General features: G+C 69.1%; 14 protein-coding genes and 1 pseudogene. 7 read left to right on the forward strand and 8 right to left on the reverse strand.

Going from position 1 to position 14,251, the window contains the following annotated elements:
* Positions 1-194 precede the first annotated feature (194 nt).
* Positions 195-764, reverse strand: a complete 570-nt coding sequence (gene purN, locus D477_RS16185) for a phosphoribosylglycinamide formyltransferase (RefSeq protein ID WP_005271926.1) — start codon at positions 762-764, stop codon at positions 195-197.
* A gap of 41 nt (positions 765-805) precedes the next feature.
* Between purN and D477_RS16190 the strand changes: the two genes are divergently transcribed.
* Positions 806-1,219 carry a hypothetical protein gene (locus tag D477_RS16190; RefSeq protein ID WP_005271928.1) on the forward strand — a complete coding sequence of 138 codons (414 nt, stop codon included), beginning with the start codon at positions 806-808 and terminating at the stop codon, positions 1,217-1,219.
* 4 nt (positions 1,220-1,223) lie between these two features.
* Here the strand turns inward: D477_RS16190 and D477_RS16195 are convergent, their stop codons facing one another.
* From D477_RS16195 to D477_RS16210, 5 genes are all read right to left on the reverse strand, one after another.
* Positions 1,224-2,534: a cell division protein PerM gene (locus D477_RS16195; protein WP_005271930.1), complete on the reverse strand. Its 1,311-nt coding sequence runs from the start codon at positions 2,532-2,534 to the stop codon at positions 1,224-1,226.
* 85 nt (positions 2,535-2,619) lie between these two features.
* Positions 2,620-3,798, reverse strand: coding sequence for a zinc-dependent alcohol dehydrogenase (locus D477_RS16200; RefSeq protein WP_005271932.1), 1,179 nt, complete (start codon positions 3,796-3,798; stop codon positions 2,620-2,622).
* Positions 3,799-3,937: 139 nt separating this feature from the next.
* Positions 3,938-5,287 (reverse strand): FAD-binding oxidoreductase, encoded by a 1,350-nt coding sequence (locus D477_RS16205; protein WP_005271935.1) that lies wholly within the window; start codon positions 5,285-5,287, stop codon positions 3,938-3,940.
* A gap of 356 nt (positions 5,288-5,643) precedes the next feature.
* Positions 5,644-5,775: a hypothetical protein gene (locus D477_RS23595; protein ID WP_272943828.1), complete on the reverse strand. Its 132-nt coding sequence runs from the start codon at positions 5,773-5,775 to the stop codon at positions 5,644-5,646.
* A 162-nt stretch (positions 5,776-5,937) separates the two neighbouring features.
* Positions 5,938-6,690 carry a sulfite exporter TauE/SafE family protein gene (locus D477_RS16210; protein ID WP_005271936.1) on the reverse strand — a complete coding sequence of 251 codons (753 nt, stop codon included), beginning with the start codon at positions 6,688-6,690 and terminating at the stop codon, positions 5,938-5,940.
* Positions 6,691-6,841: 151 nt separating this feature from the next.
* On the opposite strand from D477_RS16210, the gene D477_RS16215 reads away from it, so the two are divergent.
* Entirely contained in the window at positions 6,842-8,002 is a 1,161-nt protein-coding gene (locus D477_RS16215) for a glycosyltransferase family 4 protein (RefSeq protein ID WP_005271937.1), read from the forward strand.
* Positions 8,003-8,138: 136 nt separating this feature from the next.
* On the opposite strand, the gene D477_RS16220 is transcribed toward D477_RS16215, so the two are convergent.
* Together D477_RS16220 and hpaH are read right to left on the reverse strand one after the other, a co-directional pair.
* Positions 8,139-8,957, reverse strand: a complete 819-nt coding sequence (locus D477_RS16220) for an aldolase/citrate lyase family protein (protein WP_005271939.1) — start codon at positions 8,955-8,957, stop codon at positions 8,139-8,141.
* A complete protein-coding gene (gene hpaH, locus D477_RS16225; protein WP_005271941.1) occupies positions 8,942-9,727 on the reverse strand; it encodes a 2-oxo-hept-4-ene-1,7-dioate hydratase in 786 nt (261 codons plus the stop codon). Before hpaH ends, D477_RS16220 begins: the two co-directional genes overlap by 16 nt.
* Before the next feature lie 310 nt (positions 9,728-10,037).
* Here hpaH and D477_RS16230 point away from each other — a divergent pair, with 310 nt between their 5' ends.
* The 5 genes and pseudogenes from D477_RS16230 to D477_RS16245 form a co-directional block, all read left to right on the forward strand.
* The gene (locus D477_RS16230; RefSeq protein WP_005271943.1) at positions 10,038-11,696 is read left to right on the forward strand and encodes an ABC transporter substrate-binding protein; all 1,659 of its coding nucleotides are present in this window, start codon (positions 10,038-10,040) and stop codon (positions 11,694-11,696) included.
* Complete coding sequence (locus tag D477_RS16235; RefSeq protein ID WP_005271946.1) at positions 11,681-12,625, forward strand: ABC transporter permease; 945 nt, start codon at positions 11,681-11,683, stop codon at positions 12,623-12,625. The genes D477_RS16230 and D477_RS16235 overlap by 16 nt, the downstream gene beginning before the upstream one ends.
* Entirely contained in the window at positions 12,622-13,479 is an 858-nt protein-coding gene (locus D477_RS23015) for an ABC transporter permease (RefSeq protein WP_005271955.1), read from the forward strand. Before D477_RS16235 ends, D477_RS23015 begins: the two co-directional genes overlap by 4 nt.
* A 56-nt stretch (positions 13,480-13,535) precedes the next feature.
* Positions 13,536-13,619 (forward strand): annotated as a pseudogene (locus D477_RS23900) (ATP-binding cassette domain-containing protein); the annotation flags it as partial.
* Positions 13,580-14,251 (forward strand): ATP-binding cassette domain-containing protein (locus D477_RS16245; protein WP_005271965.1); only part of this gene is annotated, 672 nt, incomplete at its 3' end. The pseudogene D477_RS23900 and the gene D477_RS16245, both read left to right, overlap by 40 nt.

The following is a 14,251-nucleotide window of genomic DNA, read 5'->3' on the forward strand; positions in this document are numbered from 1 at the left end:
GAGGAGGGCGCCGGCTGCGATGCGGGCGCGGGGGCGTGCGTCGATGCGGAACATGGGGTTCAGGGCTCCCGACTGAGTTGGCTGCTGAGACTTATGCGCCAGTCTAGGCAGTCGTTTAACCAGCGGGAACCTTATCCACAGCCCAGGACGGGCAAGTGGACCAAATTATTCGGACGATGCGGGAAACGCCGATGTTAGCCGATGCTGGCGCTGAGCGCGTTGAGGGTCTGGACGAGCAGTTTGCGCTCCTCGACTTTGATGCGTTCGTGCAGGCTCTCCTGGGTGTCATCCTCGAGCACGGGGACGGCGGCTTGCGCGAGGATGGGGCCGGTATCGACGCCGGAATCGACGAGGTGGACGGTCACGCCGGTGATCTTGACGCCGTGCGCGAGGGCGTCGCGGACACCGTGGGCGCCGGGGAAGGATGGCAGCAGGGCGGGGTGGGTGTTGACCAGGCGGCCTTCGAAGGCCTCGACGAACTCGGCATCGAGGATCCGCATAAAACCGGCCAGCAGGACCAGGTCGGATGCATACTCCGCGACGCGGGCCTGCAGCGCCCGGTTCCATTCGGGCCGGCTGGTAAAGTCTGCAGGAGCGCAGGTGAAGGTCTCGATTCCGGCTTTCTCTGCGCGCTCCAGTCCGAGGCACCCGGGCACGTCGGATCCGACGGCGAGGATCTCGGCGTCGAGCTCTCCAGCCTTGACTGCGTCGATGACGGCCTGGAGGTTGGTGCCGGAGCCGGAGACAAGTACCACGATGCGCATGCGTTCAACTTTATGCTCCGGGCTCGCCTAGGCTTAAACCCATGCAGCAGACCCGGCCGAGGCCAACCGAAGAACAGCTCAAGACGTCCGGCCGCTATCTCCGGGTGGTGCTGCTGCTGATGATGGCGACCCTGCTGGCCTCCTCGCTCCCGCTGCCGTGGAAGGCTGCCACGACGGTCCTGGCCCTGGTTACGGGAGTTGTTTCCGTCGTCGGACTGGTCAAGGTGGTCCGGCTGGGGATGCCGGGCACGATGCGGATCACGTTCGTGCTGGGTCTGATCGCCGCGGGCTTCTTCCTGCTGACCAGCCTGGCCCAGATCGTGTTCTGGCCGATTACCTCCGAGTACGAGCAGTGCTCGCGCCTGGCCGTGACCCAATCCGCGCAGGAAGCGTGCACGCAGGACTACTCGGACCGGCTGATGCAGTACAACAACCTGTTCAATCCGCAGGACTGAGCGGCTACTTCCTGTTCTTGGCCGCCTTGGCGCGGCGCGGTTCCCGCTCCAGCCACGGTCCAAGGGCGTAGCCAATAACGACGCCGAGGGCGACTTCGCAAGCGACCCAGACTCCCGTCCACAACGGGTCGGGGCCGAGGTCCACCAGGCGCCCGATGCCCAGCGAGCCGCCGGTGAGCCAGGCCAGGCCCGCCGCTGCGGCTCCGGCAACAAGGCCGACGAGGACGCCGAGGAGCAGCGTCGATGCGGAGGCCGTGAACCAGCGGGCCCGGATCTTGATGGCGAGCCACTCGTCGAAGTGGTTCTCGCCCTCGCGCAGGAACCACCAGCCCGCCAGGATCCCCGCGACGACTGGCAGGGACAGCGCGGCCAGGCCGTAGGTGAGCTCGCCGGTCGGCAGCGCCCCGAGCAGCGGGTAGGCAGGCATCGGTCCCACGGTGGTGGCCATCGGGGTGGCCGAACTGCCCGTGCCGATGGCGAAGCCCGCGCCGCTGGACCAGGCCAGTGTCCAGCCGACCAGGTTAGGCAGCAGGCCGAGCTGGGCGACCGTCAGCACCGCCCCGCCCACGATGCCGGGGCTGAGCTCCTGGTAGATCTCGATGATGTCAGCCCAGTGCAGCGCGATGGCCGCGGCCAGCAGCGCGGCGGAAAGGCTCACCGCAGCGGTGGCGGCGAGGAGGCCGGCGCGGATGGCTGACCAGACATAGGAGCCGGCCCAGCGCGAGTGCTGGCTGGTCTTCGCCACCCAGGCCGCCGCGTCCACGCCGATAAGCCGGCCCCAGGACTTCGCTTCCCGGTAGGCGCCGGTCACCAGCCCGGCCCCCGCGGGAATCAGCGGAATCAGGGCGCCGGCAACCAGCGAGATCTGCACCTCGTCCGTCTGCACCAGGTAAGCCGTGGCGCCGCCGACGAAGGCATAAATGCCGAGGGCACCGAGGAACGCCTGCCACAGCTGGTCCGTGTAGGAGGCTCTGGCCAGCCGCCGGCCGGCCCGCCAGCACAGGAAGAACGGCAGCAGGGTCAGCCCGAGCGGTATGAGGGACAGTGTCCCCCGCTCCGTGTCGGCGGAGCTGGCGCCCATCACGATCTCCAGCTGCAACGGCACGCCGTGGATCAGCAGCCACGCCTGGCCGCCCAGCCGCGCCAGCGACTCGAAGCTGCGGTCCTCGAAGCCGTCCGCGAACCATACGCCGACCAGCGGCAGCAGCACCACGATGGCCGAAAGCAGGGCGCTCTGGAAGAGCTCGAAAGCCCCTTGCAGCCAGAGGGGCATGGGCAGGCCGCTCTGGGCACCCGGTCGCCATGTCAGTTTCATCGCTTCCATCGTGCCAGTTCCGGGCGCCCGGGCCGCTCAGCGACTCGGGTCTGCGGCCGGCAAGCTGCGGGAGGCAAGCGGCAGGCTAAGGGTGGAGCACCACCTTGATGCAGCCTTCCTCCTTTTTCTGGAAGATCCCGTACATCTCCGGCGCCCGGTCCAGCGGCACGCGGTGGGTGACCAGATCGGACAAAGCCAGCGGATCGCCGTCGTCCTCCACCAAAGGAAGCAGGTCCGGAATCCAACGCCGGACGTTGCACTGGCCCATCCGCAGCTGGACTTGCTTGTCGAACATCTTCATCATCGGCATCGGATCCGCCTCCCCGCCGTAGACGCCGGAAAGCGAGACCGTGCCGCCGCGCCGGACGGCGTCGATCGCGGTATGCAGGGTGGCGAGCCGGTCCACGCCGGCATGGCTCATGGCCAGCTTCGCCACGGGATGGGGCAGGACTCCGACGGCGGCCTGGGCGGCGGCGGCCACGGGCGAGCCGTGGGACTCCATGCCGACGGCGTCAACCACGGCATCCGGACCGCGGCCGGACGTCATTTCGCGCAGGTCCTCGGCGCAGTTCCGGTTCCAGTCCAGCGTGGCGATGCCGTGCCGTTCGGCCATCGCACGGCGCTCCGGAACCCGTTCGATCCCGATCACCCGGTGGCCCAGGTGCCGCCCGATCCGGCTGGCCAGCTGCCCGACGGGGCCGAGCCCGAAGACCGCGAGGGTGCCGCCGTCCGGCACGCTGGCGTAGTCCACGGCCTGCCAGGCGGTGGGCAGGATGTCGGAGAGGAAGAGGTAGCGCTCGTCCGGAATGTCCGGATTGGTGGCCTTGACCGGCCCGTAGTTGGCGAACGGCACGCGCAGGTACTCGGCCTGCCCGCCCGGGACGGACCCGTACAGCTCGGTGTAGCCGAACAGCGCCGCGCCCGAGCCCTTCTCCCGCACCTGCGTGGTCTCGCACTGGGACTGCAGCCCGAGGTTGCACATAAAGCAGTCGCCGCAGGCAATGTTGAACGGCACCACCACTTTGTCCCCGGGCTTGATGTTGGTGACGGCGCTGCCGACCTCCTCCACGATTCCCATCGGCTCGTGGCCCAGGATGTCGCCGCGGTTCAGGTACGGCCCCATCACCTCGTACAGGTGCAGATCCGAGCCGCAGATCGCCGTGGACGTCACGCGGATGATCGCGTCCGTCGGCTCCTGGATCTGCGGATCCGGCACTTCTTCGACGCTCAGCTGCCGCTTGCCTTGCCAGGTCAGTGCTTTCATGCCAGGGACTCCTGTGAATGATCCGCGGGGCGCCACGGCCCCTTTGCCGGCGGGGTTGTGTCCCACCGTACGCGCCGGACCTGCGGGCGGCTAGGGGGGAAAGTACGACGCCGGTGCCCCCGTTTTCCTGCGGGTGCGGTCAGGGGGCGGCGGGTTCGGCGGTGGCAGGCTGGATGTTCTGGTTTCCGCGGAAGACGTTCTCCGGATCGTACTCCCCCTTGAGGCGTGCCAGCCTGGCGTAGTTCTCCGCTCCGAAAGCCGCCTTGATCCGGTCCTGGCCTTCGTGGCCGATGAAGTTCAGGTAGACCCCGCCGGAGGTGAAGGCGGCGATGTCGCGGCGGAACCCTCTCGCCCAGCCGATCGCTTCCTCGGTCTGCGCGGGGTCCCGCCAGAGCGCGAACGGGTGGGATACCCAGCGGGAGGTCCGCCGGGCCATCGGTGTCGAGGCTGGATCCACCCGGGCTGCGGCGCCGCCCCATGGTGCCAGCAGCAGCTGCGAGGACTCGTGCGGCAACGTCTTTCCGTAGTCGAGGAACACGTCGACCGCTTCGTCCGGGAACTGGTCGTGGTAGTCGGCGGACCAGTAGTTGAACTGCCCCGGTTCGTCGTCGAGCATGCCCTGGAACTCCGCGTAGGGCCGCGGCGCCAGGATGTCCGCCGCCGGCGCCAGCTCCTGCAGCGGGCGGACCGCCTCGCGCCCCTCCTCGACGCTGCCGGCGTGGACGATGACCATGGCCAGTGCCGGCTTGCCGTGCATCTGCGCGGGCACGAAGTCCTCCGGCGGAGCGATCACGCCGACCAGGTTGGCGCCAAGCGCCTCGGGCGAGGAGTGCACGTAGTCGCGGAAGGCCAGTGCTGCATCGCGGGCGGCATCGGCGGGCCAGAGCAGCAGTCCGCAGAACACCTCCGGGCCGACATCGTGCAGGTTGAAGGTGAAGGATGTGGCGACGCCGAAGTTCCCGCCGCCGCCGTGCAGCGCCCAGAACAGCTCCGGGTTCTCCGTGGCGCTCGCGGTCACTTCGTTGCCCGAGGCCGTCACGAGGTCCACCGACACCAGGTTGTCGCAGGCCAGGCCCCAGGCGCGGTCGAGCCACCCCGAGCCGCCGCCGAGGGTAAAGCCGGAGACGCCGGTGGTGGTGACGCGCCCGCCCGTTGTCGCCAGCCCAAGCTCCTGGCCGGCACGGTCGAACTCGCCCCAGGTGACGCCGCCGCCGACCGTTGCCGTCCGGCTTTCGGCGTCGAAGGAAATCCGCTTCATCGGGCGCACGTCGACGACCAGGCCGCCGTCGATCATGGACATCCCGGCCACGGAATGCCCGCCGGAACGGACCGCCACCTCGAGGCCATGCTTGCGGGCCATCGCCAGCGCCTCGCGGACGTCCGCTGCGTCCGTGCATTGGGCGATGACTGCCGGCCTGCGGTCGATCATCGCGTTGAAGAGAGTGCGCGCCTCGTCGTAGCCCGCGTCGTCCGGCCGGACCCATTGCATGGCAGAGCTCCTTGAGTACAGCGGGCCACCCGCTTCAGATGCTACGCCCGTCCCGCTGCCGGCGGCCATGACCAAAATTGAGCCTTGCGCGGCACCTCCCCGGACCCGGCTTCCGCCGCCAATGCCCAGTGACCCAACCAGGAAATCGGCAGCACGGAAAAACCGGTAAATGCCTGGGAATTGGAAAGGGCGGCTGGTTCTCCAAGGAAAAAGAAAACCAGCCGCCCTGTTAGGCGGAAAAACCTCTCCGGAAAATCAACGCGCACCCCTTTGTCCGCGGAAGGCATCGGAGATTCCCCGCCCGTTTTCAATGCAGGCTGCAAATCCTCCCAGGGCGATGCAGCCTGGCTCCCGGACTACCGGGCGTCCTTGCGGCGCTTCGGGAGGAATTCCTCGGTAGCTGCCTTCGCACGCTTGTCGGCGCGCTTTTCCTTGACGGATTTCCCTTGCTTTTTGGTATTAGCTCCGCGCGGGGACTTTCCTGACATTCCAGCTCCTTCAGATAAGAACTACATTCAGTAAATCCACACCATACCCGATAAAAAAATAAATGCCAGTGCTCAAAAGAAAGCCCATGTCAGGGCAGGAGGCGGCCGCAGATTTCGCCGCTGCAATCGGGGCAGGAATTGTGCCCACGCCCGGCCGGCGGGTCAGGCGCTGAGGTCGAGCACGCCTTTGACCAGGGCGGCAGCGGCACCGATGAAGGCGATCACGATGACGCCCACCCGGGCGTGGTCGTCCTTGATATGCCGCATGAGCTTCTCCCCCACGTAGATCCCGGCGACGATCATGGCAGCCAGCGCCGTCCACATCCACCACTGCAGCTGCGGCAGGTCGCCTGGGTCCAGCCAGACGCGGACCCCGACGGTGGCCAGGCACAACAGGAAGAAGTAGGGCTGCAGGGTGGCGGCGAACTCGCGCTGCGGCCAGCGTGCCAGGACGGCGTAGGCGCTGACGGTCGGGCCCCCGACGCCGGCCAGCGAGTTGGTCAATCCGGAGCCGAGGCCGGCGATGGCCTTCGGCGGATTGCCGCTGACCGTCACGGAGGCGCGATGGAAGAGCAAGGACAATGCCAGCGCGGCGATCACCACGGCGCCCACCGCGATGACCAGCGGCGCGGACGGCAGGTTCACGGCCAGGATCGAGCCGGCCACCGTGCCCACGAGTGCCGGGACGGTCAGCCAGCGGAACATGCTCCAGTCGATGTCGGACCAGACCCGGGGCACGATCAGGCCGCAGGACACGACGCTGCAGATGTTGATCATCATGATGCCGGTGTGCGCGCCGAGCAGCATGACCAGGACGGGCGAGAGCAGCAGCGCAAAGCCCACGCCGGCGATCCGCTGGGCTACAGAGCCCAGGAAGATCGCTGCGAGGATCACGCCCAGCAGCCCGATAGTCACCGACCTACCCTAAACCGGCCCTGCGGCTACGCAGAAAACCGCCGCGCACCCGCGCCGGGCGGGCACCGCCGTCGTCAGTCTTTGGCCAGTGTTCACCATCACGTCACATGGTGCTCTCCGGGAGTCTCCCCGGCGCCGCCACGCTGGGGGTGTGAGGGTAGCCATCGTTGCTGAATCGTTCCTGCCGCACATGAACGGCGTCACCCACTCGTTGCTCCAGGTGATTTCGCACCTGCGCAGCCGCGGGGACGACGCGCTGGTCATCGCCCCGGCGTCGTCCTGGCTGGATGACGAGGCGCCGGCGGAGGTGCAGGGCTACCCGGTCCACCGGCTGCCGTCCATCCCGCTGCACGGCTACCCCAACGTGCGCGTTGCCGCCGGCACCGTCACGCGGATCCGCCGCATCCTCGCCGACTTCGCGCCGGACGTGGTGCATGTCGCCTCGCCGTTCGTGCTCGGCTGGCGGGCGGTGCAGGCGGCGCACCAGCTGGGCCTGCCGGCCGTGTCCATCTACCAGACCGAGGTTCCGGCCTACGCGTCGCGCTACGGGGCGCCCTGGCTGGAGCAGCTGCTGTGGCAGCACGTCGAGAACATCCACGAGCTTTCCACCGTCACGTTGGCGCCGTCGAGCTTCGCGATGAACCAGCTGCACGAACACTCGGTGCCGCGGGTGCATCTGTGGCGGCGGGGCGTGGACAGCGTGCGGTTCAGCCCGGACAAGTACGACGCCGGGTGGAGGGCTTCGGTGGCGCCGAACGGTGAGCGGATCATCGGCTTTGTGGGCCGGCTGGCGGCGGAGAAGCAGGTCGAGGACCTGGCGGTGCTGGCGGATGTCCCCGGCACGCGGCTGGTCATTGTGGGCTCCGGGCCGCTGAAGGAGTCGCTGCGGCAGAAGCTGCCCGGGGCGCATTTCGCCGGATTCCAGGGCGGCGAGGATCTGGCGCGAATGGTGGCCAGCTTCGATCTCTTCGTGCATCCGGGCGAATCCGAGACCTTCTGCCAGACCATCCAGGAGGCGCAGGCGGCCGGCGTTCCGGTGGTTGCCGTGGGCCGCGGCGGGCCGCTGGACCTGGTGGACCCGTCGCGGACCGGCTGGCTCTACACGCCGGGGGCGCTGGATGAGCTGCGCGGTTACGTGCTGGACCTGGTCGGCGACGACACCAAGCGCCGCGCCTTCGGCCGGGCCGCCCGCGATTCCGTGCGCGGACGGACCTGGCCGGTGCTCTGCGAGCAGCTCATCGGCTACTACGCCAAGGCCATCGAGGTGAAGCGGCGGACGCTCAACCTCGAGGCCAAGACCTACCTCGCCTGACCGGCCGGGCACCGCCGCCCCTCGCCCGGAGGCCAGCTGGCCGGTCCTCACGGATTGACTATTCAGCAGACGCCCCGATTCGCGTCGAAATGGGGCATCTGCTGAACAGTCGATGGGAGGGGGTCCTCGAAGGGGCTCAGTAGCTGGCGGGGGTGCCGGCGGCGGCGTCCTGCGGTGCGCTGATGAACTTGGCTGCGAGGGCCTCGGTGCCGCGGGCCAGCATGGCGACATCTGCGCCAACATTGACGAAGTCCGCGCCGGCCTCGATGTAGCGGCGGGCGGAGGCTTCGACGAAGGCGTTGACCCCGACGAACTTGCCGGCGGCTTTGACCTCGCGGATGCTGCGCAGCACGGCGTCGACGACGTCCGGGTGCTCCTGCTGGCCCAGCACGCCCATGGACGCGGCCAGGTCCGAGGGGCCGATGAAGACGCCGTCCACCCCGTCAACGGCGGCGATTGCTGCGGCGTTCTCAACGGCTTCGGCGGCTTCGATCTGGACAATCAGGGTGAGGGTCTCCCCCGCCCGGGCCAGGTAGTCCGGGATGCGGTTCCAGCGCGCGGAGCGGGCCAGCGCCGAACCGACGCCGCGGATGCCGCGGGGCGGATAGTGCATGGCGGCGACGGCGGCCTCGGCCTGCTCGGCGTTGTTGACCATGGGCACGATCAGCGTCTGGGCGCCCAGGTCCAGGTACTGCTTGATCATCACCGCGTCATTGAACGGCACGCGGACCACGGCCAGCGCCGGGTAGCCGGCGATGGCGCGCAGTTGGGCGAGGATCGACTCCAACCCCATCGGCCCGTGCTCGCCGTCGATCAGCAGGTAGTCCAGGCCGGAGCCGGCGCAGATCTCGGCCACCCCGGCGTCGCCGGAGCAGACGAACATGCCGGCAACGGTGCGGTCCGTGTCGCGGATGAGGTCCTTGAAGGACGGCGCAGGCTCTACTCGAAACGGCATGTGATGGTTCCCAGCTGTCCGTAGTCGGCGAAGACGGTGTCGCCCTCGTACACCCACATCGGGCGGGTGAAGGAGCCGGCCAGGATGGTCTCGCCGGCCTTGAGGTGGTCGCCGTGCGGGGCGATCTTGTTGGCCAGCCAGTACACGCCGGCGGCCGGATGGTTGAGCACGCCGGCGGCGACGCCGGTCTCCTCCACGGTCTGGTTCTTGTAGAGGATGGCGGAGATCCAGCGCAGGTCCACGTCCTGCGGCCGGACCGGATTGCCGCCGATGACCATGGCGCCCATGGCGGCGTTGTCCGAGATGGTGTCCACGATGGTGCGGCCTTCCATCTCGATCCGCGAGTCCAGGATCTCCAGCGCCGGCACCACGTACTCGGTCGCGTTGAGCACGTCGAAGATGGTCGCGTTGGGTCCCTTGACGTCCCGGTTGAGCACGAACGCCAGCTCCACCTCGATCCGCGGGTGCGTGTACTGGTCCCACTTCACCGTGCAGCCGTTTTCGAGGATCATGTCGTCGAAGATGATCCCGTAGTCCGGCTCGGAAATGCCGGTGGCGTACTGCATCGCCTTGGAGGTCAGCCCGATCTTGCGCCCCGCCAGCTTCCGGCCGTTGGCCTCGCTGCGCTCGCGCCAGAGGTTCTGCACCGCGTAGGAGTCCTCGACGGTCATCTCCGGGTAGCGTGCGGTCAGCCGGGGCACGGGTGTGCGGGTGCGTCCCGCCTCCACCAGCTCGTCGGCAATCTTCTCAATGGTTGTCTGGTCAAGCACGCGAGGGTCCACTTTCCAATCGTCAGCTGTGGGCGCACGGGAGGGGTTCCGGGCACCGCCGCTCCGGCCCAGGGTGAGGGCACGGGCGGGATACAGCACCATAGTACGGATCGCAGCGGAGGATTGAGACCTCCATTACAGCTGCCCGCCGCCCACGCTGCCGCCACGGAGACCCGCGGCACAGTCCACCCGTAGCCCACGCTGCCGCGGTGAGACTTCCGTTACAGCGGCCGCCGCGCCGGGTGCAGTGGCCGCCGAGAGGGCCTACGCTTGATGGGGATTATTGGCTGTGAGTCGAGGAAGAGCACCCATGTCGTTCCCTTTCCGCACCCCCGCCCGGGGTGCGACCACTGCGGCAGGCGCCGTGGCCGCCGTCGTACTTTTGGCAGGCTGCAGCGCGGGCGGCGGTTCCACTAACGACGGCGCCGAGCCGGTCAGCGGGGGCAACCTCGTCTACGCCACGGGGGACGCCGAGCCGACCTGCCTGGATCCGCACGTGGGCGGCAACTACCCGCAGGCGCTGATTTCGAGCCAGTACCTGGAGCCGCTGGTGTCCAAGAACTCGGCCGGCGAGATCATCCCGTGGCTGGCCAGCAGCTGGGAGCAGAGCGAGGACGGGCTGAGCTGGACCTTCACGCTCCGCGAGGGAGTGCAGTTCACCGACGGCACGCCGCTGGACGCCGAGGCCGTGAAGGCCAACCTCGAGCACGTGCAGGATCCGGCCACTGCCTCCTCCACCGGCTACCTCGCGCTGCGCAAGATCGAGAGCGCCGAGGCCCTCGACGAGCAGACACTGAAGCTGACGCTGAGCTCCCCGGACAGCGCGCTGCTCGAATCCTTCAGCATGCCGTGGGTGGCCATCCAGTCCCCGAAGGCGCTGGAGCGCAGCCAGGAGGAGAACTGCGCCGCGCCGGTGGGAACCGGGCCGTTCATGGTCGAGGACTGGGTCAAGCAGGAATCGGTCACGCTGGTGCGCAACGAGGAGTACGTCTCGCCGCCGTCCGAGGCCACCCACTCCGGGCCGGCCTACCTGGACTCCATCACCTGGCGGTTCATTCCCGAGTCCGCCACCCGGTACGCCGCGCTGCAGGCCGGCGAGGTGCACGTCATCGACAACGCCCAGCCGGACACCATCAAGGCGGCCGAGGGCAGCGACGTGATCAAGCACCTGGATGCCCCGCGGCCGGGCGCGTCCAACCGGCTGGAGCTGAACACCAGCAAGGCGCCGTTCGACGATCCGCTGGTGCGCGAAGCGTTCATCCGTTCGGTGAACGTGAACGACGGCGTGTCCACCCTTTTCTTCGGCACCGCCGCCAGGTCCTACTCGCCGTTGTCCAGCGTGGAACCGCTGGCCTACTCGGACTCCTCCCAGTTCGGCTACGATCCGGAGGAAGCGAACCGGCTGCTGGGCGAGGCCGGCTGGAGCGAGCGGGATTCGGCCGGCTACCGGGTCAAGGACGGCGAACGGCTGACGCTGGAATTCCCGGTCAGCACCAACCAGTCCATCCCGGCGGAGCAGTCGCTCTTCGAGCAGTTCCAGGCGACGGCCAAGGAGGCCGGGTTCGAGGTCAAGCTGAACCTGCTGGACCTGTCCAGCTGGTACGGCGCGCTGGCGGAGAACGACTACAACCTGGTCAGCGCCCCCTACACCAAGGTCGGGCCGGACGTGCTGCGAATCCTGTTCCACTCGGACAGCACCGTTCCGGCGCCGAGCGGCTATTTCGCGAACCTCTCGCAGGTGAAGTCCGAAGAGCTGGACGAGCTGCTGACCCGCGCGAGCGAGACCTCCGAACCGGCGGAGCGCGAAGAGCTGTACGAGCAGGCACAGAAGATCGTGCTCGAGGGCCACTACATCCTGCCGCTGTACGACCAGCAGAACCACTTCCTCTACCGCTCCGAGGTCTCCGGCGTGCGGGCCTGGCCGACGGTTTCCACGCCGGACTTCTACGATGCGTGGTTGAACAGCTGAAAACCTTCCGCTGGGTGCTGGCCAAGGTCCTGGGCGCGGTGTTCGTGCTCTGGGCCGTGGCCACGCTCATCTTCTTCGGCATCCGGCTGATACCCGGCGACCCGGCCGAAGCCATCCTCGGCGGGCCCGGTTCGCAGGCCTCCCCCGAGGCGCTGGAGCAAGTGCGCCGGGACTACGGCCTGGACCAGCCGCTGCCGGTGCAGTACGCGGCGCAGCTGGGCCGGCTGCTCCAGGGCGACCTGGGCGATTCCTACTCGCTGCGGATGCCGGTGGCGGAGCTGATCGCCGACCAGCTGCCCGGCACGCTGCTGCTCTCCGCGCTGTCCTTGCTGGTGGCCTGGCTGCTCGCCCTGGGGCTGGCCGGCTGGTCCACGCTGAATGGCAGGGCCGCGGCCGTGGTCGCCTCCGGCCTCGAAATCGCTGCCGCCGCAGTGCCGCACTTCTGGCTGGCCAGCGTGCTGATCCTGCTGTTCAGCAACTCCCTCGGCTGGCTGCCGCCGGTGAGCACCGGCTCGGCGGACGGCCTGGTCATGCCGGTCATCACGCTGGCGCTGCCGCTGGCCGGCTTCCTCGGCCAAGTGATGCGCGAGTCCATGCTCGGCGCGATGTCCAGCCCCTTCGCGCTCTCCGCCCGGGCCCGCGGCGAGGGCGAGTCCGGCGTGCTGTTCCGGCACGCACTGCGGCACGCAGCACTGCCCGGGATCGCCCTGTCCGGCTGGGCCTTCGGCAACCTGCTCAGCGGCACCGTCGTGGTCGAATCCATCTTCGCCCGGCCGGGCCTCGGCCGCACCCTGCTGAACGCCGTCACGCTCCGCGACATCCCGCTGGTCACCGGCGTCGCCCTGGTGTCCGCGCTGGCCTACGTGCTGGTGATGGCGGCCAGCGATGCCGCCGAACGGGTGGCCGATCCGAGGCTGCGCACGGCATGAGCATCTTCTCCAGCCAACGCAACCACCAGGACCCGGTGCTCACGGCCCACTTCCCCGGCCTGCGCGTGGTCGAGCTGGCCGCGGCCGCCGTCGCGCTGTTCCTGGTCTTCGCCGCCTGCTTCCCCACGATCCTGGCGCCGTTCGACCCGCTGGCCATCAACCCCGCGGATGCATTCCAGGGCCCCTCGGCGGAGCACTGGTTCGGCACGGACGAATCCGGCCGGGACATCTTCTCCCGCGTGGTCCATGGCGCCCGCCCGTCGCTGCTGATCGGCGCCGCCGCCACCGCGATCGGCCTTGGGCTCGCCGTCATCCTCGGCACCGCCGCCGGACTGGGCGGCCGCTGGCTGGACTTCGGGATCGGCCGGCTCCTCGAGGTGCTGTTCGCGCTCCCCGGCCTGCTGCTCGCGCTGGTCTTCATAGCCATCGCCGGCCCCGGCATCACTACCTCGGTAGTCGCCGTCGGCCTGTCCACCGCGCCGGGCTACGCCCGGATCATCCGCGGCCAGATCGCCCAGGTGCGCTCGTCCGCGATGGTGGAGGCCGCCGTCGTCCTTGGCCGCAGTCCCGCACGGGTGCTGCGCCGGCACATCCTGCCCAACGCCCTGGCACCCGTCTTCGTACTCGGCACGCTCGGCCTGGGCCAGGCGGTGGTGTGGGCGTCCTCGCTCAGCTTCCTTGGCCTCGGCGCGCCGCCGCCCGCCGCGGAATGGGGCGCGATGCTCGCCGCGGGCCGCACCTACCTGGGCACGGCCTGGTGGATGACGTTCTTCCCGGGCCTGGCGATCGTGCTGGCTGCGGCGTCCTCCACGGTGCTGGGACGGGCGCTGCAGCGGAGGGTGGCGCTGCGGTGACAGCAAAGAACGACGCCGTGCTGCGGGTCGAGGACCTGGCGGTCGCCTTTGGCGGGGTGGCGGCAGTGCGCGGCCTCTCGCTGGAGATCCGGCGCGGAGAATGCCTCGCGCTGGTCGGCGAGTCCGGGTCCGGCAAGTCCGTTACCGCCCGGTCGCTGATCGGCCTGGCCGGGCCGGGCGCCAAGGTCACCGCCGGCCGGATGGAACTCTCCGGCCGGAACCTCGCCGGATTGAGCCAGCGCGCTGGCGCCAGGTCCGGGGCAGCCGGATCGGCTTCATCCTGCAGGACGCACTGGTCTCGCTCGATCCGCTGCGGCCGGTCGGGCGCGAGATCGAGGATTCGCTGCGGCTGGGCACCGGGCTCACCCGCGACGAGCGGGCCCGGCGGGTGCTGTCCCTGCTCGAGGAGGTGGGGCTGGACAAGCCGGTCCAGCGCGCCGGCCAGCGGTCCGGCGAGCTCTCCGGCGGGATGCGCCAGCGGGCCCTGATTGCGTCGGCGATCGCGCTGGACCCGGAGTTGATCATTGCCGATGAGCCGACCACCGCGCTGGATGCCACCGTGCAGGCCCAGATCCTGGACCTCCTGGCGGCACTGCGGGAACGCGGCTCGGCCATGCTGCTGATCAGCCATGACCTGGCCGTGGTGGAATCCGTGGCGGACCGCGTGGCCGTGATGACCGAAGGCCGCATCGTCGAGCAGGGCCCGGCCTCGCAAGTCCTCGGTGCGCCGCAGCACGACTACACCCGCCGGCTGCTGCAGGCCGTGCCGGCC

Source organism: Arthrobacter crystallopoietes BAB-32 (assembly GCF_000328305.2).
Classification (GTDB): Bacteria; Actinomycetota; Actinomycetes; order Actinomycetales; family Micrococcaceae; genus Crystallibacter; species Crystallibacter crystallopoietes_A.